The following is a 16,421-nucleotide window of genomic DNA, read 5'->3' as shown; positions in this document are numbered from 1 at the left end:
CGCGTCGCAGCAGAGCGCCGCATCAGCCCATCGCACCAGCGCGTCGAACAGCAGCAACCAACGGAGGGACCACATGAACCAGCCGCCAGCCGCCGACGGACCCGGCTCCGGTACGTACGTCGGGGGATCCGTCACCGGCAACGGCATCGCGGTCGGTGCCGGTGCCAGTGCCGCGTACACCTCGACGTCGGCCCCGGCCGACGCGTCGCATCAGGCCCTGCTGAAGGCCGTCCGCGACCTCAGTGAGGACCTGAAGCGGTACCCCGCCACTTCCGAGACGGAGGAGCTCTCCGCGAGCCTGGAGGAGACCGAGCGGCAGGTGACCACCACCGGCAGCGCCCAGCCCGGCGTCCTGGACCGGCTCCGCACCGCCCTGGAGGCGGCGAGCGGCGTCCTCGGCGCGATCACGTCCGCCACCGCCCTCGGCACGGCCGTGGCCGGCCTCATCGGGGGCTGAGCGATGCGCGGCGGGGGCGCCGGCGAGGTCCGGTGGAACAAGGACACCCAGTCGTGGGAGCGGGTGGGCGCGGGCGGTCACCCGGCTCCGCCCCCGCCGCCCGAGCCGCCGACGGCGGGGGCGCCGGGGGAGTGGCCCGCCGGGGAACCGTTGGACGGGTCGTTACCGCCTGCCCCGGGCCCCGACTGGCCGCAGGCGCCCGTCGCACCGCCCGGGGCCCCGCGCGGCCGCCGGAACAGGGTCATCGCCGGCGCGGTCGGCGCGGCGGTCGCGGTCACCGCGCTCGCGACCTGGCTGGCGGTCGACCGGGCAGGGGACGACGACAAGGCGGGCGGCGCCTCGTCGAGCACGGTCGCGACGTCCCGGGACGGACAGGCCGAACCGCCCTCGGGCACCTGGTCCGACCCGGCTCCCACCTCCGAGGACCCGTTCACCGCGGCATCCGGGTCGCCCGAGGTGCCCGACGGGTTCCGGGCGGTCGAGGACCCCTCGGGCTTTTCCACCGTCGTCCCCGAGGACTGGACGCGCAGCGAGCAGAAGGGCGGGGCCGTCGTCTTCTACACCTCGCCCGACGAGCTCGGCCTGCTGCAGATCTTCGAGGTGGTCGAACCGGGCTACACCCCCGACGACGCCCTCGACATCGCCGTCGACAGCCTCTCCGGGCAGCCCGGCTTCACCCAGATCAGCCGGGGAGCCGTCCCTGACGAGACGTATGCGAGCGAGCTCGTCTACGAGTACGACAGCGAGGAGCTCGGCGAGCGGGTCAAGGCCGTCGACCGGGTCTTCCGGACGGACGACGGACGCCTGTACGCGATGGTCGTGCGGGGCACGACGCAGGACTGGCCCGCGACGCAGGAGACGCTGGAGCAGGTCAGGGCGGCGTTCACTCCGAGCTGAGGCCCTCACGGGCGGTCAGGCGGAAGGCAGCCGCTTCTCGAACCAGTGGCTGGCATAGACGTTGTCGTCATAGGCCGGGATGTCCGTGTATCCGCAGGCCCGGTACATCGCCTGCGCCTCGGTGAGTGCGGCGTGCGTGTCCAGGCGTACGGCGGTCAGGTGCCGTGCGGCGGCCTCCTGTTCGAGGGCGGCGAGCAGACGGCGGGCGAGGCCCAGGCGGCGGGCGTCGGGGTGCACCCAGACATGGCGGATCTCGCCGACGCCGGGTTCGAGGCGCCGTAGCGCTCCACAGCCCACGGGGCGGCGCTCCTCGTAGGCGACGAAGAACGCGCCGGCGTCGCCGGACACCTCCTCGGGCCGTACGAGGTCGTCCTTGTCGAACCCCTCGGGGAACCGCTCGTCGAGGTCGGCCGCGTAGGCGTCCAGACAGGCCCGGGCGTCCGGTGCGGCGCCGTCGACGAGGTCGACGGTGATGCCCGCGAGGCGCAGCAGCCGCTGGGCGGTGGCCATCGCCCCGGTCAGTTCGGTGCGCTGCGGTGCGCTCAGGCCCGCCAGCAAGCCGGCCGCGGCGACGCCCGCCCGCCGGTCCTGCTCCGTCACCTCCACCCGCCCGGCCGGGGTCAGCTCGATCATGCGCGACCGGTTGTCCTGCGGGTGCGCGCTCAGCCTGACCATGCCCTGGGCCTCCAGCGCCTTGGCCATCCGGCTCAGATACCCGGCGTCCAGACCGAGCCGGCTCCTGAGTTCCCTGAGGGACGCGCCGTCCCCGATCTCGAACAGCAGCCGGGCCTCGCCGAGCGGGCGGTCCTGGCCGAGGTAGTGGTCGTCCAGTACGCCGATGCGGCGCGTGAAGTAACGGTTGAAGCGGCGGAAGGCCGTCACATGGTCCGTCGACACTGGCTCCATATTTATTTGACTTTAGTCAAAGGTTTGGTCGGCGTCCAGACCTCGGACCGGGCCGCGAGCCTGCCGGTGCGCAGCTCTGAGCCGGAGTGCATTCTGAGAAGTGGTCCTCCAGCGGTCCTCTCGAACGAAGGAGCAGGTCGATGCCATCCCTGCATTTCCACGTGAACTCCTCGATGAGCCCGTCCGAGGTCATGGGGGTACTGACCAACTTCAGCCCCACCCGCGTCGAGGAGTGGCCCTCCATCGACGCCGAGCACTTCCAGGTCCACGAGCGCGGAGACACCTGGGCCGAGGTCACCGAGGGCAATGAGAAGTCCTGGGAGCGCGCACGCTACGAATGGGACCCGTCCACGAACCACGTCACCGTCACCACGCGCGAGTCGAAGCCCTTCGGCTCGGGCGGCTGGGAGTTCCAGATGACTCCCACGGATGAGGGCACGCGCATCGACGTCGATCTCGAACGGCATCCCAGCACGTTCAAGGCGAAGATGATGTCCCCGATCATTCCCTTCGCCGCGCCGGTGTTCCGCAAGGCCTTCAGGGAACCCCTGCACACCACCTGACCGCCCGAGCGCCGGATCACGCCTCCTGGAGGACCAGGCGGTGCAGCCCCTTGCGGTCGTAGTAGCGGGTCATGGCGAAGCCGAAGAGCAGAGCGACGGCGAGGCCGATGCCGATCATGGTCCAGCCGTGGGTCAGGCCGGCATCGGCGCGGGCGTCGAAGTAGAGGATGGCGCGCACGCCGTCGGTCACCGGCCGGAACGGTTCGAACAGGGCGAGGAAGCGGTAGAAGTCGGGAACCGCCTGGAGGGGGACCGTCGCTCCCGAGGACGGCAGGGCCAGGGCGATGAACACGAACATGGACACCACCTGGCCGATGCCGCCGAAGGCCGCGTTGATGGCCTGCACGCCCAGACCCACGGCCAGGCTGGCGCAGTACGAGAAGATCCACAGCAACGGCAGATGCGACGCGTCCATGCCCAGGATCGCGACCGTGGCGACCATCGTCAGGCTGGTGGTGATCACGGCAATGCCGGCAGTCATGATCATTTTCAGCAGCAGTGTCTGCGTACGGCTGATCGGGACCGTCGGGCGTCGCGAGTGCCAGGGTCCGATTTCGTTGTCGGTGTAGCCCAGGCCCGCGTCGACGCCGTTGTTGATGATGTTGCCGCCCACGAAGGCGGTGAGCACCAGGAGCAGCGTGTAGTAGAAGGCGCTCAGACCCAGGCCGCTGTGGCGGCCGATCGGGTGACCCACCCGGGTGGTGACGGTGACCGGGTCGGCCAGGAGGGCGCGGAGCGTCGCGTCGGCACCGCCGGCCTTGGCCCGGTCGGTCAGCTGACGGCCGATCGTCAGGGAGCTCTGGTGAGCGGCGCGCTGGGAGATCTGGTTGGCCAGGGACGAACCGAGGCTTCCCAGGCCGGGGTTGGTGAGGATGGTGAGGGTGGGCCGTGCCGTGGCGCGGGAGGTCGTCAGAGCCGCCACCGACGAGGTGAAGTCGGCCGGGACGACGAGGGCGCCGTAGATCTTGCCCGCCGCCAACTGCTCCTGCATCTGGGCCTGGTTCAGTCTGCGCCACTGCACGGCCGTCGACGGAGTCGCCGCGATGACCTCCCGGCTCAACTGCGCCCCCACGGGCTGCCGCTGTCCCGGCAGCGGCGGGCCCTCGTCCGAATCGACCAGGGCGATCGGCAGATCACGCAGGCTGTCGTTCGGATTGATGATGCCGCCCATGTAGAGCAGCGACAGGAACAGTGCCACCAGCGCGGACAGGATGGTCGGCACAAGCCAGAGCTTTCCGTGCCGCGCGACGACGACTGCGCGTGCCTGCACCGGCTGCTGCCCGGACCCCGCTGATGTCATGGCACTCCGTCCGGCTCCGATCCGACGTAGCGCCGGCCTCGTCGTGATGTCGCGGTCGGACCGCGGCCGCGCACCAGGGGTCACAGCTCACCCCGGGAACGGCGGCGGCACCGGGTCGCCGCCGGCGACGATAGCTCCGCCGCCGGAGGCCTCCCGCCACGACACGCTGCGTCGAGCGAGGGGAGGAGTCGGCTGCCTTTTGTCGTATTTGTTCGCATCTTCCGTGACGCAGCGCACTTTCGGCCGTGGATCGCGCATGCATTCGGAGGTCGGGGGCAGGCGCACTCGGTCCCGTGAGTGACACGTGTGTGACACAGGGGCTCTGAACAGGAACGGAAGGCAACACCGATCATGGCGGACAGTACGGAACTCCAGGCGCGCGGCACCCTCCACATAGGAGGAGAGTGGCGGGCGGCCGTCTCCGGCGCCACGCGCGAGATCCTCGACCCCGCGGACGCCACGCCGTTCGCCGTGGTCGCCGAGGGCGACGAGAAGGACACCGATCTGGCGGTGGCGGCAGCCCACCGTGCCTTCGACGGCGGCCAGGGGGAGTGGCCGCGCACGCCCGTCGCCGAGCGCTCCGCCCTGCTGCGCCGCGTCGCCGACCTGCTGACGCGCGACCGCGAGAAGCTCGGCCTGCTGGAGAGCCGCGACGCCGGCAAGACCGTCGAGGAGGGTCGGGTCGACATCGACTGCGTCGCCGACGCCTTCCGCTACTTCGCCGACCTCGTCGCCGCCGAGGCCCCGGGCCGGGTCGTCGACGCGGGCTCGCCCGACCTGCACAGCGTCGTCGTCCATGAGCCGGTCGGTGTCTGTGCGCTGATCACCCCCTGGAACTACCCCCTCCTCCAGGCGAGTTGGAAGATCGCGCCGGCCCTCGCCGCCGGGAACACCTTCGTCGTCAAGCCCAGCGAGATCACCCCGCTGACGACCATCGCCCTGATCGAGCTGCTCGTCGAGGCGGGCCTGCCGGCCGGGGTCGCCAACATCGTGACCGGGCCCGGCCACTCCGTCGGCGCCCGGCTCGCGGAGCACCCCGACGTCGACCTCGTCTCCTTCACCGGCGGCCTGGTCAGCGGCACGAAGGTGGCCCAGGCCGCGGCGCCCTCCGTCAAGAAGGTCGCCCTCGAACTCGGCGGCAAGAACCCCAACGTCGTCTTCGCCGACGCCTGCGCCACCGACGCGGCCTTCGACACCGCCGTCGACCAGGCCCTCAACGCCGCCTTCATCCACAGCGGCCAGGTCTGCTCGGCCGGCGGCCGCCTCATCATCGAGGAGTCCGTCAGGGACCGCTTCGTCGCCGAACTCGCCCGCCGGGCAGGCCGGATCCGGCTCGGCCGCGGCACCGCCGACGGTGTCGAGTGCGGACCGCTCGTCTCCGAGCAGCAGCGCGCCAAGGTCGAGGCGTACGTCGACTCCGCGCTCAAGGAGGGCGCGGTGCTGCGCTCCGGCGGCAGGCGGCCCGAGCCGTCTCCGGAGCGCCCGGCGAACGGCTACTTCTACGAGCCGACCGTCCTCGACCACTGCCACCGCGAGATGCGGGTCGTGCGCGAGGAGGTCTTCGGCCCGGTCCTCACCGTCGAGACCTTCCGCACCGAGGACGAGGCGATCGCCCTCGCCAACGACACCGAGTACGGCCTCGCCGGCGCCGTCTGGACCGCCGACGCGGGACGTGCCCGCCGGGTCGCCGGCCGGCTGCGGCACGGCACCGTCTGGATCAACGACTTCCACCCCTACCTCCCGCAGGCGGAGTGGGGCGGCTTCGGCAAGAGCGGAGTGGGCCGTGAACTCGGGCCCGCCGGACTCGCCGAGTACCGCGAGAGCAAGCACGTCTACCAGAACCTCGCGCCGAAGCCGGTGCGGTGGTTCGCCGGCTGACCGGTCCGGCCCCGCTCCCCTCAACCCCGTAAGACCTCGCACGCCCCCTGGAGCCACCCCCACCATGTCCCAGAGCACCCATGTCTACGACTACGTCGTGATCGGCGGCGGCACGGCCGGCTCGGTCATCGCCTCCCGCCTCACCGAGAACCCCGACGTCACGGTCGCCGTGATCGAGGGCGGGCCCAGCGACGTCGGCCGCGACGACGTCCTCACGCTGCGCCGCTGGATGGGTCTGCTCGGCGGCGAGCTGGACTACGACTACCCGACCACCGAGCAGCCACGCGGCAACTCGCACATCCGGCACAGCCGGGCCCGCGTCCTCGGCGGGTGTTCGAGCCACAACACCCTCATCGCCTTCAAGCCGCTGCCGTCCGACTGGGACGAGTGGGAGGAGGCCGGCGCCACGGGCTGGGGCGCGGTGCCGATGGAGGCGTACTACGCCCGGCTGAAGAACAACGTCGTCCCCGTCGACGAGAAGGACCGCAACGCCATCGCCCGCGACTTCGTCGACGCCGCCCAGGGCGCGCTCGGCGTCCCGCGCGTCGAGGGCTTCAACAAGCAGCCCTTCACCGAGGGCGTCGGCTTCTTCGACCTCGCCTACCACCCCGAGAACAACAAGCGCTCGTCGGCGTCGGTGGCGTATCTGCACCCGGTGATGGACGAGCGCGAGAACCTGACGATCCTGCTGGAGACCTGGGCGTACAGGCTGGAGCTCGACGGCACCCGCGCCGAGGGCGTCCACGTGCGCACCAAGGACGGCGAGGAACTCCTCGTCCGCGCCCGCCGCGAGGTCGTCCTGTGCGCCGGCGCCGTCGACTCGCCGCGGCTGCTGATGCACTCCGGCATCGGTCCCAAGGAGGACCTCACCGAGCTGGGCATCCCGGTGGTCCACGACCTGCCGGGTGTCGGTGAGAACCTGCTCGACCACCCCGAGTCGGTGATCGTCTGGGAGACCGACGGCCCGATCCCGGACAACTCCGCGATGGACTCCGACGCGGGCCTGTTCGTCCGCCGCGACCCCGAACACCAGGGCCCGGACCTGATGTTCCACTTCTACCAGATCCCGTTCACGGACAACCCGCAGCGACTGGGCTACGAGCGCCCGGAGTTCGGGGTGTCCATGACGCCGAACATCCCCAAGCCGAAGAGCCGCGGCCGGCTCCACCTCACCAGCGCCGACCCGTCCGTGAAGCCCGCGCTCGACTTCCGCTACTTCACCGACGAGGACGACTACGACGCCCGCACCCTCGTCGACGGCATCCGCATCGCCCGCGAGATCGCCAGGACCGAACCGCTGGCGAACTGGCTCAAGCGCGAGGTGTGCCCCGGCCCGGACGTCACGGGCGACGAGGAGCTGAGCGAGTACGCGCGCAAGGTCGCGCACACCGTGTACCACCCGGCCGGTACCTGCCGTATGGGCGCCGCCGACGACGAAATGGCCGTGGTGGACCCGCAGTTGCGGATCCGCGGCCTGGACGGAATTCGTATCGCCGACGCCTCCGTCTTCCCGACGATGACCGCCGTGAACCCGATGATCGGGGTGCTCATGGTCGGGGAGAAGGCCGTCGACCTGATGGGAAGTGAGGCGTGATGAGTACTGCGACGCCCGAGAACGTGACGAGTACGACGACCGCGACCAAGGCGGCGACGCCCGAGGACACGCCGGTCTTCTCCGTCGAGGGCCTGTGGAAGGTCTTCGGCTCGAAGGCGCACCGCGTGCCCGCCGACCCGGAGCTGGCCTCGCTCGCGCCCGCCGAGCTGCGCGAGCGGACCGGCTGCACGGCGGCGGTGCGGGACGTGTCCTTCGACGTGCGCAAGGGCGAGGTCTTCGTCGTCATGGGCCTGTCCGGCTCCGGCAAGTCCACGCTGGTGCGCTGTCTGACCCGGCTCATCGAGCCGACGGCGGGCTCCATAGCCATCGACGGTGAGGACGTCCGCGCCATGGACAAGACCCGGCTGCGCGAACTGCGCCGCCACCGAGCCGCGATGGTCTTCCAGCACTTCGGCCTGCTGCCGCACCGCACTGTCCTGGACAACGTGGCGTACGGCCTGGAGATCCAGGGTGTCGGCAAGGCGGAGCGCCGTGAGCGGGCCGCCGAGGTGGTGGCCAAGGTCGGCCTGGAGGGCATGGAGCACCGCAGGCCGGGCCAGCTGTCCGGGGGGCAGCGCCAGCGCGTCGGCCTCGCGCGGGCGTTGGCGGTGGACCCGGAGGTGCTGCTCTTCGACGAGCCGTTCAGTGCGCTGGACCCGCTGATCCGTCGGGACATGCAGGAGGAGGTCGTGCGCCTGCACCGCGAGGAGGGCCGCACGATGGTCTTCATCACCCATGACCTCAGCGAGGCCCTGAAGCTCGGCGACCGCATCGCCCTGATGCGCGACGGCAGCGTCGTCCAGCTGGGCACGCCGGAGGAGATCGTGGGCTCCCCGGCCGACGACTACGTCCGCGAGTTCGTCCGGGACGTCCCGCGCGAGCAGGTCATGACCGTGCGTACGGCCATGCGGGCCGCGTCGGCGGACGAGACCGGCAGCGGTCCGGCGATCGCGCCGGACGCCACGGTGTCCGAGGCGATCGAGGCCGTGGCGCGCACCGGTTCCCCGGCCCGCGTCATGGAAGGCGGACGGTGCCTGGGCGTCGTCGACCACGAGCGGCTTCTCGGCGTCGTGGCCGGGACGCAGCAGGGTGCGGGCGTGGAGAAGAGTAAGGAGGTGGCTTGATGGCCACCGTCACAGCCGCCGCCCCCAGGGCCACCGCGCCCGGCATCCTCAAACGCCCGGTCGTCCGCAAGCTCCTGCTGCTGGCGCTCGTCGCCGTGATCCTCGTCCCGCTGGCGAACGCCCGCTGGGCGAGCGGCACCTGGCCCTCCGCGCTCACCGTCGACTTCTCCGAGCCGCTCACCAGAACCAGCGACTGGATCATCGACAACCGGGACGGCCACCCGCTGTTCCTCTACTTCTTCGGCCACATCAGCAACGCGGTCGTGATCTGCGTACGCGCCGTGTACCTGGTGCTCCTCGCCGCCGGCTGGGCCGGCGTCACGGCCGCCGCGTCCCTGACCGCCTGGCGCGTCGCGGGACCGAGGCTCGCCACCGGCACGGCTGCCGCGTTCCTGGCCTGCGGGTTCCTTGGCATGTGGATCCCGACCATGCAGACCCTCGCGCTGATGATCGTGGCGGTCCTCGCCTCGGTCGTCGTGGGCATGCTGCTGGGTCTCGCCGCCGGGCTGTCCGACCGTATGGACCGGGTCCTGCGCCCCGTCCTGGACACCATGCAGGTGCTCCCGGCCTTCGCCTACCTGCTCCCCGTCGTCCTGGTCTTCGGCATCGGCGTCCCCGCCGCCGTCCTGGCCACCGTCGTCTACGCCGCCCCGCCGATGGCCCGCCTCACCGCACTCGGCCTGCGCGGCGCCGACAAGGAGGTCTTGGAGGCCGTCGAGTCGCTGGGCGCCACCGCACGGCAGCGCCTGCTCACCGCCCGCATCCCGCTGGCCCGCAAGGAACTCCTGCTCGGCCTCAACCAGACGATCATGATGGCGCTGTCGATGGCGGTCATCGCCTCGGTCATCGGCGCCGGCGGCCTCGGTGACCGCGTGTACCAGGCGCTGGCCTCGGTCGACGTCGGCGCGGCGCTCGCGGCCGGCATCCCGATCGTGCTCCTCGCCGTCGTACTGGACCGGGTGACCGGAGCGGCCGGGGAGGGCCTCGGCGACGAGCCCCAGCCGAACGGCCGGGCACGCTGGCTGTACGCCCTGGTCGCCGCCGTCGCCGTAGCCGTCGCCGGACGCCTCCTGGGCCGCCTCGACTGGCCCGACGCCTGGACCCTGAACATCGCCGAGCCGGTCAACCGTGCCGTCGACTGGATGACCGCCCACCTCTACTCCGGCGTCCCCGTCATCGGCGGCACCGCCGACTGGGCGGCCCACTTCACCACCTGGGTCCTCGACCCCGTGCGCGACGGCCTGCAGTGGCTGCCCTGGTGGTCCGTCCTGCTGATCGTCGCCACCCTCGCCTGGCTGATCGGCACCTGGCGCACCGCGCTCACCGCCGTGCTCGCCATGGCCGCGATCGGCGTACTGGGCGTGTGGGGACCGTCGCTCGACACCCTCTCCCAGGTCCTCGCGGCCGTCGCCGTCACGCTGGTCCTGGGCTTCGCGACCGGCATCGCGGCGGCCCGCAGCGACCGCTTCGAACGCCTGCTGCGGCCCGTCCTGGACGTCTTCCAGACGATGCCGCAGTTCGTGTACCTGATCCCGGTGGTGGCGCTGTTCGGCGTCGGCCGCGCACCCGCGGTCGCCGCGGCCGTCGTCTACGCGCTGCCCGCCGTCGTCCGCATCACCACCCAGGGCCTGCGCCAGGTCGACCCGGCCGCCCTCGAGTCGTCCCGCTCACTCGGCGCGACCCCGGCCCAGCAGCTGCGGCAGGTCCAGCTCCCGCTCGCCCGCCCGGCGTTGCTGCTCGCCGTCAACCAGGGCGTGGTCCTGGTCCTCGCCGTCGTCATCATCGGCGGCCTGGTCGGCGGTGGCGCGCTCGGCTACGACGTCGTCTTCGGCCTCGCGCAGGGCGACCTCGCGACCGGTCTGGTGGCCGGCGCGGCGATCGTCTGCCTGGGCCTGATGCTGGACCGCGTGACCCAGCCGACGGAACGCCGCGCGAAGAAGGGAGCGTGACATGCGACTTCGTACGCGTAGTACCCGTGCGTCTCGTAAGACTGCCGTAGTGGCCGGCGTGTCCTCGCTGGCGCTGCTGACCGGCTGCGGCGCCGCCGACATGACCAAGCAGGCCTCGCCGTTCGCCAACGCGCAGGGCGCCAGGACCGTGACGCTGTCCGTCCAGTCCTGGGTCGGCGCGCAGGCCAACGTGGCCGTCGTGCGGTACCTGCTGGAGAAGAAGCTCGACTACCGCGTCGACACCGTCCAGATCGACGAGGTGCCCGCCTGGGACGCCCTCAGCCAGGGCCGGGTCGACGCGCTCCTGGAGGACTGGGGCCACCCGGAGGAGGAGCAGCGGTACGTCAAGGACAAGAAGACGATCGTGCCCGGCGGCGACCTCGGGGTCACCGGGCACATCGGCTGGTACGTCCCGACGTACTTCGCCGAGCAGCACCCGGACGTCACCGACTGGAAGAACCTCGACAAGTACGCAGAACAGATGCGCACCGCCGAGAGCGGCGGCAAGGGCCAGCTGATGGACGGCTCGCCCTCCTACGTCACCAACGACAAGGCGCTGGTGAAGAACCTCGACCTGGACTACCAGGTCGTGTTCGCCGGCTCGGAGGCCGCGCAGATCACCCAGATCAAGCAGTTCGCCAAGGAGAAGAAGCCCTTCCTGACGTACTGGTACACGCCGCAGTGGCTGTTCAAGAAGGTCCCCATGACCGAGGTGAAGCTGCCGGCGTACAAGGAGGGCTGCGACGCGGACCCGGAGAAGGTCGCCTGCGCCTATCCGCACACCCCGCTGCAGAAGTACCTCAACGCCGACTTCTCGAAGAACGGCGGCGAGGCCGCGGCCCTGCTGAAGAAGTTCAAGTGGACGACCGAGGACCAGAACGAGGTCTCCCTGATGATCGCCGACCAGAAGATGTCCCCCGAGGAGGCGGCGAAGAAGTGGGCGGACAGCCACGAGTCCACGTGGAAGGCGTGGCTGTCCTGACGTTCACGAGGTGAGGCCGGCGGCGATGCCGCGCAGCGCCTGAGTGGCGGTGCGATGGAGCCCCGGCCCGAACGTGATGCGAGTGGCCCCGAGTTCGCCGAGTTCGGCGGGCGAGGGGCCGCCGGTCACGGTGCCGTGCACATTGATCGGCCCCTGGATGCCGGACCGCAGCAGTGGCAGTACGTCCACGGGGGCGCCGATCGGATAGACGCAGTCGGCGCCGGCGGCGACGTACCGGGCGGCGCGCTCGATGGCCTGTTCGGCGGCCCGCTTGGGGTCGGCGTCCTGGCGCGCCCGGATGAACGTGTCGATCCTGGCGTTGACGAAGAGCCGGTCGGCGGCGGCGTGCCGCACCTCGGCGAGCCACTCGGCATGCCGGCGCGGATCCTTCAGGACCCCGCCTTCGGAGTCCTCCAGGTTGCACCCCACGGCCCCGGTCTCCAGCAGCCGTTCCACCAGCTCCTTCGGCGCGATCCCGTACCCGCCCTCGATGTCCGCCGACACCGGCACGTCGACCGCACGTACGATCCGCGCGACCGCCGCGAACATCTCGTCGGCCGGGGTCTGCCCGTCCTCATGGCCGAGGGAGGCGGCGACCCCCGCACTCGGCGTGGCGAGCGCCGGGAACCCCGCCTCGACGAAGACGCGGGCGCTGGCGGCGTCCCAGGGACCGGGCAGGACCAGCGGGTCGCCGGGGGAGCGGCGCCGGTGCAGTGCGCGTAAGGCGTCGACCTTGCTCACGGTTTCCGTCCGTCGTTCGGTCACGTCGGGTATCCCCCTGGTGGAATGCGGCGGGCGACCATCACCCGGTTCCAGTTGTTGATGGCGACGATCAGCCCGATGAGATGGGCGAGTTCAAAGTCGTCGAAGTGCGCGGCGGCCCGCTCGTACACATCGTCGGGCACGAAGCCGTCCGTGAGGACCGTGACCGCCTCGGTCAGCGCGAGCGCGGCCCGCTCCCGTTCGTCGTAGACGTCCTCGGCCTCCTCCCAGGCGGCCAGCAGATCGAGCTGCCGCTCGCTCACGCCGTACTTGCGGGCGATCGTGAGGTGCATGTCCAGGCAGAAGGCGCAGTGGTTGAGCTGCGAGGCCCGGATGACGACGAGTTCGGCGAGCGCGGGGTCGCCGAGGCCCTTCCTGGCGGTGGCGCTGAGGGCGGACATGGCCTGCCCGACCGCTGGGTCGAGAGACCGGGTCCGGGCCGACCGGGCCGACCGGGCCGTTCGGGCCGTTCGGGCCGTCACTTGTGTCCGCCCGCGTGCTGTGCGGGCTGGTGGTGGCCGGGGGCCATGCGGAAGCTCACGCCGAACCGGTTCCAGGCGTTGATCACCGCGATCGCCGAGATCAACTGAGCCAGCTCGGCCTCCTCGAAGTGCTCGGCGGCCCGCTCGTACACCTCGTCCGGCACGAAGCCGTCCGTCAGGACCGTCACCGCCTCGGTCAGCTCCAGGGCCGCGACCTCCTTCTCGGTGTAGAAGTGCCGCGACTCGTCCCAGGCGCTGAGCTGGACGATCCGCTCGACGCTCTCGCCCGCCGCGATCGCGTCCTTGCTGTGCATGTCGACGCAGAACGCGCAGTGGTTGATCTGCGACGCGCGGATCTTCACCAGCTCGTACAGCCTGTGGTCGAGGCCCTTCTTGGCGGCGGTGTCGAGCCGGATCATCGCCTTGTAGACGTCGGGGGCGAGCTGGGCCCACTGCAGCCGGGCGGGGCGTTCGGGGGCGTACTCGATGGTCGAGGTCATAGTCGAGGTGGAGGTACTGGTCGAGGCCGAGGTCGTGTCCGTGGTGGTCATGATCTCGACCCTAGGAGCGAAGCAGCCCAGGAGTATGGTCCACTTCCATGCCGAAACCTTGGGCCACTCTGGGCGTCGACCTCCACCTGGAACCGGCGGGAGGCGGCCTGCGGCGGGGCCTGACAGCCGCCCTGCGCGAAGCGGTCCGCACCGGCCGCCTCGCCCCGGGCACCCGCCTGCCTTCCTCCCGCTCCCTCGCCGCCGACCTGGGCATCGCCCGCAACACGGTCGCCGAGGCCTACGCCGAACTGGTCGCGGAGGGCTGGCTCACCGCCCGCCAGGGGTCGGGCACGAGGGTGGCTGACCGGGAGGTGATCCCGTCAGGGGGCGGGGCGACGGCATCGGGCGCCACGACCGCGGCCGGCGTCAGACCGGCATCCGGCGCGGCCACGACGCCCGGCGCCGGCACCGCGCCCCGTGCCATCGCCCCACCTCACGCCCGCGCCCGCCCCTTCACGGGTCCCCGTCCGGAGCGCCCCCGCCCCGCCTACGACCTGGTCCCCGGCACCCCCGACCTCTCCGCCTTCCCCCGCACGGAGTGGCTCAAGGCGGCCCGCCGTGCCTTCCTCGCCGCCCCGAACCACGCCCTCGGCTACGGCGACCCGCGCGGCCGTGCCGAGCTGCGCACCGCCCTCGCCGGCTACCTCTCCCGAGCCCGCGGCGTACGCGCCGACCCCGACCACATCGTCGTGTGCGCCGGGTTCGCACACGGCCTGCACCTGCTCGCCACCGTGCTACGGGCACGCGGGCTGAAGACGGTGGCCGTGGAGTCGTACGGCCTGCCACCGCACTGGAGGCAACTGTCGAGGGCGGGCCTGTCCACGACCCCGCTCCCCTTCGACGACCTGGGCACGAACCCGGGGCAGTTGAGCCACGAGGGGGCGGTCCTCCTCACCCCCGCCCACCAGTTCCCGATGGGCGTGCCCCTGCACCGCGACCGCCGGGCGACCGTGGTCGACTGGGCGCGCCGCACCGGCGGTGTGGTCCTGGAGGACGACTACGACGGCGAGTTCCGCTACGACCGCCAGCCCGTCGGCGCACTTCAGGGCCTGGACCCCGACCGCGTCGTCTACCTCGGCACGGCCAGCAAGTCCCTCGCCCCCGGCCTGCGCCTGGGCTGGATGGTGTTGCCGCCGGCCTTGCTGGCGGAGGTGACGGAGGCGAAGGGCGGCGTGGACACCTGCGGCACCCCGGACCAGCTGACCCTGGCGGAGTTCCTCACCTCCGGCGCCTACGACCGCCACGTCCGCGCCGCCCGCCTGCGCTACCGCCGCCGCAGAGACGCCCTGGTCCGCACCCTCGCCACCCACGCCCCCCACCTCCAGGTCACCGGCATCGCCGCCGGCCTCCACGCCGTCCTCCGCCTCCCACCCGGCACGGAACAGTCCGTCACCCAGGCAGCAACCTGGCAGGGCCTGGCCCTCCACGGCTTGACGGCCTACCGCCACGAGTCGGCCACGGTGCCCCCGCTGGATGCCTTGGTCGTGGGATACGGGACGCCGCCGGACCATGCGTGGGCGGGGGCGTTGGAGGCGTTGGCGAGGGCGTTGCCGTGAGGGGGCGTGGGCATTCCGGCCCGTCCGGCGTCCGAGGGCGAGGCCCCACTCAGTCGGCCACCCGAGCCCGCCCCTCCCCGTCCTCCTCCCCGCCGGAGGCAACCGGCGCCTCCCCGAACCGCGCCAACGCCAACGCCCCCACCACCGACACCACGAACCCCAGCACCGCCAGCCAGGCCAACCCCTCCCGCGTACGATCCCCCAGCCACACCACTCCCACCAGCGCGGGCCCAATCGTCTCCCCGATCACCAACGCCGCCGTCGCAGTCGTCACAGACCCCCGCTGCAACGCAGACGTCAATGCCAGAAACGCAGCCCCGCCCCCCAACACCAGCGCATACGTGGCCGGGTTGGCCAACAGCTCCGGCACCGCCACCGAGTCGATCAACCGCACCGCCACCTCCACCACCCCGAACCCGAACCCCGCGGCCAACCCCAGCACCAACCCCCGCCCCCGCTCCGGCAACCGCCCACCGGCCAGCCCGACCCCCAGCACCGCCAGAGCCACCCCGAGCATCGCGAACCTGAGCGCGTCCGACCCCTCTCCATCCCCCTCCGCCCCCGAAGCGAGCCCCAGCATCGCGAGCCCGGCGCACACCACCCCCACCGCGGCCCACTCACTGCGCCGCAACCGCACCCGCAGCAACCGCGCCGCGACGACCGCCGTCACCGCGAGACTGGACGCCAACGCCGCCCCGACGGCGTAGATGGGAAGCGACCGCAGGGCGACGACCTGCAACACGAACCCCAGCCCGTCCAAGGCCAGCCCGGCCAGATACCGCCACTGCCGAAGCGCCCGCAGCAGCACCCCCGCCTCGCCACCCCGGCCGCCCTGCGCACTCGCCGCCCGCGCGGCAATCGCCTGCAGGACGGTGGCCGTACCGAAACAGACCGCCGCACCCAGTGCACACACCATCCCAAACAGCACAAAGCGACTGTAGGCGAGCATCGAATGGGCAGCCCCCCGACAGCCCCGTACGAAACGATCTCTAGGCTGTCCGCCGGACGAGTCGCAGCAGGACCATCGGGGGAGACACACATGGCGGAAACACGACGCAGGCTGCGCTCCAGCACCGTCGTCCTCGGCGGCATGGGAGTCATAGCCGCGGCCCTCACCTCCTGCAGCTCCGACCCGGACCGCCGCTGCGTCGACCGCGACAGCTACACCTACGAGGGCTACAAGGTCGTCGCGGACAAGAACTGCAAGTCCGGCACGGGGTCGAGCACCTCGTACGGCAAGAGCGGCAAGGGTGGCAAGGGCGGCAAGAAGAAGACCGGCAGCGCGGACGCCGCCTGGTACTACGACGCCGACGTCTCAGGAGGCCGCGCCGACTACGGCACCTTCAGCCGCAGCGAGGCCGTCGACCGCGGCGGCTTCGGCTGCTCGGGCTCGGGCAGCGGCGGCGGCTGAGCAGGACCC

General features: G+C 71.7%; 16 protein-coding genes. 10 read left to right on the top strand and 6 right to left on the bottom strand.

All coding sequences use genetic code 11. The features are described from left to right. Positions 1 to 73 precede the first annotated feature (73 nt). Complete coding sequence (locus tag ACWGDB_RS26935) at positions 74 to 457, top strand: hypothetical protein (protein WP_453824762.1); 384 nt, start codon at positions 74 to 76, stop codon at positions 455 to 457. Positions 458 to 607: 150 nt separating this feature from the next. Beyond that, positions 608 to 1,354, top strand: a complete 747-nt coding sequence (locus ACWGDB_RS26930; protein ID WP_453824761.1) for a hypothetical protein — start codon at positions 608 to 610, stop codon at positions 1,352 to 1,354. Positions 1,355 to 1,369: 15 nt separating this feature from the next. On the opposite strand, the gene ACWGDB_RS26925 is transcribed toward ACWGDB_RS26930, so the two are convergent. Continuing rightward, the gene (locus tag ACWGDB_RS26925; RefSeq protein ID WP_453824760.1) at positions 1,370 to 2,260 is read right to left on the bottom strand and encodes a GNAT family N-acetyltransferase; all 891 of its coding nucleotides are present in this window, start codon (positions 2,258 to 2,260) and stop codon (positions 1,370 to 1,372) included. A 140-nt stretch (positions 2,261 to 2,400) separates the two neighbouring features. On the opposite strand from ACWGDB_RS26925, the gene ACWGDB_RS26920 reads away from it, so the two are divergent. Continuing rightward, positions 2,401 to 2,823 carry a hypothetical protein gene (locus ACWGDB_RS26920; protein WP_453824759.1) on the top strand — a complete coding sequence of 141 codons (423 nt, stop codon included), beginning with the start codon at positions 2,401 to 2,403 and terminating at the stop codon, positions 2,821 to 2,823. Between the two features lie 16 nt (positions 2,824 to 2,839). Here ACWGDB_RS26920 and ACWGDB_RS26915 read toward each other — a convergent pair whose 3' ends face one another. Continuing rightward, positions 2,840 to 4,123, bottom strand: coding sequence for a DUF3533 domain-containing protein (locus tag ACWGDB_RS26915; RefSeq protein ID WP_453824758.1), 1,284 nt, complete (start codon positions 4,121 to 4,123; stop codon positions 2,840 to 2,842). 351 nt (positions 4,124 to 4,474) lie between these two features. Between ACWGDB_RS26915 and ACWGDB_RS26910 the strand changes: the two genes are divergently transcribed. From ACWGDB_RS26910 to ACWGDB_RS26890, 5 genes are all read left to right on the top strand, one after another. Next, a complete protein-coding gene (locus ACWGDB_RS26910) occupies positions 4,475 to 6,001 on the top strand; it encodes an aldehyde dehydrogenase family protein (protein WP_453824757.1) in 1,527 nt (508 codons plus the stop codon). A gap of 64 nt (positions 6,002 to 6,065) precedes the next feature. Next, complete coding sequence (locus tag ACWGDB_RS26905) at positions 6,066 to 7,595, top strand: GMC family oxidoreductase (protein WP_453824756.1); 1,530 nt, start codon at positions 6,066 to 6,068, stop codon at positions 7,593 to 7,595. Continuing rightward, positions 7,595 to 8,719, top strand: a complete 1,125-nt coding sequence (locus ACWGDB_RS26900) for a quaternary amine ABC transporter ATP-binding protein (RefSeq protein WP_453824755.1) — start codon at positions 7,595 to 7,597, stop codon at positions 8,717 to 8,719. The genes ACWGDB_RS26905 and ACWGDB_RS26900 overlap by 1 nt, the downstream gene beginning before the upstream one ends. Beyond that, positions 8,719 to 10,668: an ABC transporter permease gene (locus ACWGDB_RS26895; RefSeq protein WP_453824754.1), complete on the top strand. Its 1,950-nt coding sequence runs from the start codon at positions 8,719 to 8,721 to the stop codon at positions 10,666 to 10,668. The genes ACWGDB_RS26900 and ACWGDB_RS26895 overlap by 1 nt, the downstream gene beginning before the upstream one ends. A gap of 1 nt (position 10,669) precedes the next feature. Continuing rightward, entirely contained in the window at positions 10,670 to 11,650 is a 981-nt protein-coding gene (locus ACWGDB_RS26890) for an ABC transporter substrate-binding protein (protein WP_453824753.1), read from the top strand. A gap of 3 nt (positions 11,651 to 11,653) precedes the next feature. On the opposite strand, the gene ACWGDB_RS26885 is transcribed toward ACWGDB_RS26890, so the two are convergent. The 3 genes from ACWGDB_RS26885 to ACWGDB_RS26875 form a co-directional block, all read right to left on the bottom strand. Beyond that, entirely contained in the window at positions 11,654 to 12,391 is a 738-nt protein-coding gene (locus ACWGDB_RS26885) for an isocitrate lyase/PEP mutase family protein (protein WP_453824787.1), read from the bottom strand. Positions 12,392 to 12,411: 20 nt separating this feature from the next. Next, positions 12,412 to 12,813 (bottom strand): carboxymuconolactone decarboxylase family protein, encoded by a 402-nt coding sequence (locus tag ACWGDB_RS26880; RefSeq protein WP_453824752.1) that lies wholly within the window; start codon positions 12,811 to 12,813, stop codon positions 12,412 to 12,414. A gap of 77 nt (positions 12,814 to 12,890) precedes the next feature. Next, positions 12,891 to 13,394: a carboxymuconolactone decarboxylase family protein gene (locus ACWGDB_RS26875; RefSeq protein ID WP_453824786.1), complete on the bottom strand. Its 504-nt coding sequence runs from the start codon at positions 13,392 to 13,394 to the stop codon at positions 12,891 to 12,893. A 98-nt stretch (positions 13,395 to 13,492) separates the two neighbouring features. Between ACWGDB_RS26875 and pdxR the strand changes: the two genes are divergently transcribed. Further along, a complete protein-coding gene (gene pdxR, locus ACWGDB_RS26870; protein WP_453824751.1) occupies positions 13,493 to 15,001 on the top strand; it encodes a MocR-like pyridoxine biosynthesis transcription factor PdxR in 1,509 nt (502 codons plus the stop codon). 49 nt (positions 15,002 to 15,050) lie between these two features. Here the strand turns inward: pdxR and ACWGDB_RS26865 are convergent, their stop codons facing one another. After that, entirely contained in the window at positions 15,051 to 15,917 is an 867-nt protein-coding gene (locus ACWGDB_RS26865; RefSeq protein WP_453824750.1) for a hypothetical protein, read from the bottom strand. 123 nt (positions 15,918 to 16,040) lie between these two features. Here ACWGDB_RS26865 and ACWGDB_RS26860 point away from each other — a divergent pair, with 123 nt between their 5' ends. Further along, positions 16,041 to 16,412: a hypothetical protein gene (locus ACWGDB_RS26860; protein ID WP_453824749.1), complete on the top strand. Its 372-nt coding sequence runs from the start codon at positions 16,041 to 16,043 to the stop codon at positions 16,410 to 16,412. Positions 16,413 to 16,421 lie beyond the last annotated feature (9 nt).

The sequence above is a fragment of the Streptomyces sp. NPDC055013 genome (assembly GCF_053608645.1).
Note: the sequence above shows the minus strand (reverse complement) of the source record. Positions and strands in the feature narration are given on the sequence as shown.

Excerpts from the sequence above, each read along its gene's own strand:
- ACWGDB_RS26900 (WP_453824755.1), top strand. The coding sequence starts at position 7,595 with ATGAGTACTGCGACGCCCGAGAACGTGACGAGTACGACGACCGCGACC.
- ACWGDB_RS26935 (WP_453824762.1), top strand. The coding sequence starts at position 74 with ATGAACCAGCCGCCAGCCGCCGACGGACCCGGCTCCGGTACGTACGTC.
- pdxR (WP_453824751.1), top strand. The coding sequence starts at position 13,493 with ATGCCGAAACCTTGGGCCACTCTGGGCGTCGACCTCCACCTGGAACCG.
- ACWGDB_RS26915 (WP_453824758.1), bottom strand. The coding sequence starts at position 4,123 with ATGACATCAGCGGGGTCCGGGCAGCAGCCGGTGCAGGCACGCGCAGTC.
- ACWGDB_RS26910 (WP_453824757.1), top strand. The coding sequence starts at position 4,475 with ATGGCGGACAGTACGGAACTCCAGGCGCGCGGCACCCTCCACATAGGA.
- ACWGDB_RS26865 (WP_453824750.1), bottom strand. The coding sequence starts at position 15,917 with ATGGTGTGTGCACTGGGTGCGGCGGTCTGTTTCGGTACGGCCACCGTC.
- ACWGDB_RS26920 (WP_453824759.1), top strand. The coding sequence starts at position 2,401 with ATGCCATCCCTGCATTTCCACGTGAACTCCTCGATGAGCCCGTCCGAG.
- ACWGDB_RS26905 (WP_453824756.1), top strand. The coding sequence starts at position 6,066 with ATGTCCCAGAGCACCCATGTCTACGACTACGTCGTGATCGGCGGCGGC.
- ACWGDB_RS26895 (WP_453824754.1), top strand. The coding sequence starts at position 8,719 with ATGGCCACCGTCACAGCCGCCGCCCCCAGGGCCACCGCGCCCGGCATC.
- ACWGDB_RS26880 (WP_453824752.1), bottom strand. The coding sequence starts at position 12,813 with ATGTCCGCCCTCAGCGCCACCGCCAGGAAGGGCCTCGGCGACCCCGCG.
- ACWGDB_RS26860 (WP_453824749.1), top strand. The coding sequence starts at position 16,041 with ATGGCGGAAACACGACGCAGGCTGCGCTCCAGCACCGTCGTCCTCGGC.
- ACWGDB_RS26875 (WP_453824786.1), bottom strand. The coding sequence starts at position 13,394 with ATGACCTCGACCATCGAGTACGCCCCCGAACGCCCCGCCCGGCTGCAG.
- ACWGDB_RS26925 (WP_453824760.1), bottom strand. The coding sequence starts at position 2,260 with ATGGAGCCAGTGTCGACGGACCATGTGACGGCCTTCCGCCGCTTCAAC.
- ACWGDB_RS26890 (WP_453824753.1), top strand. The coding sequence starts at position 10,670 with ATGCGACTTCGTACGCGTAGTACCCGTGCGTCTCGTAAGACTGCCGTA.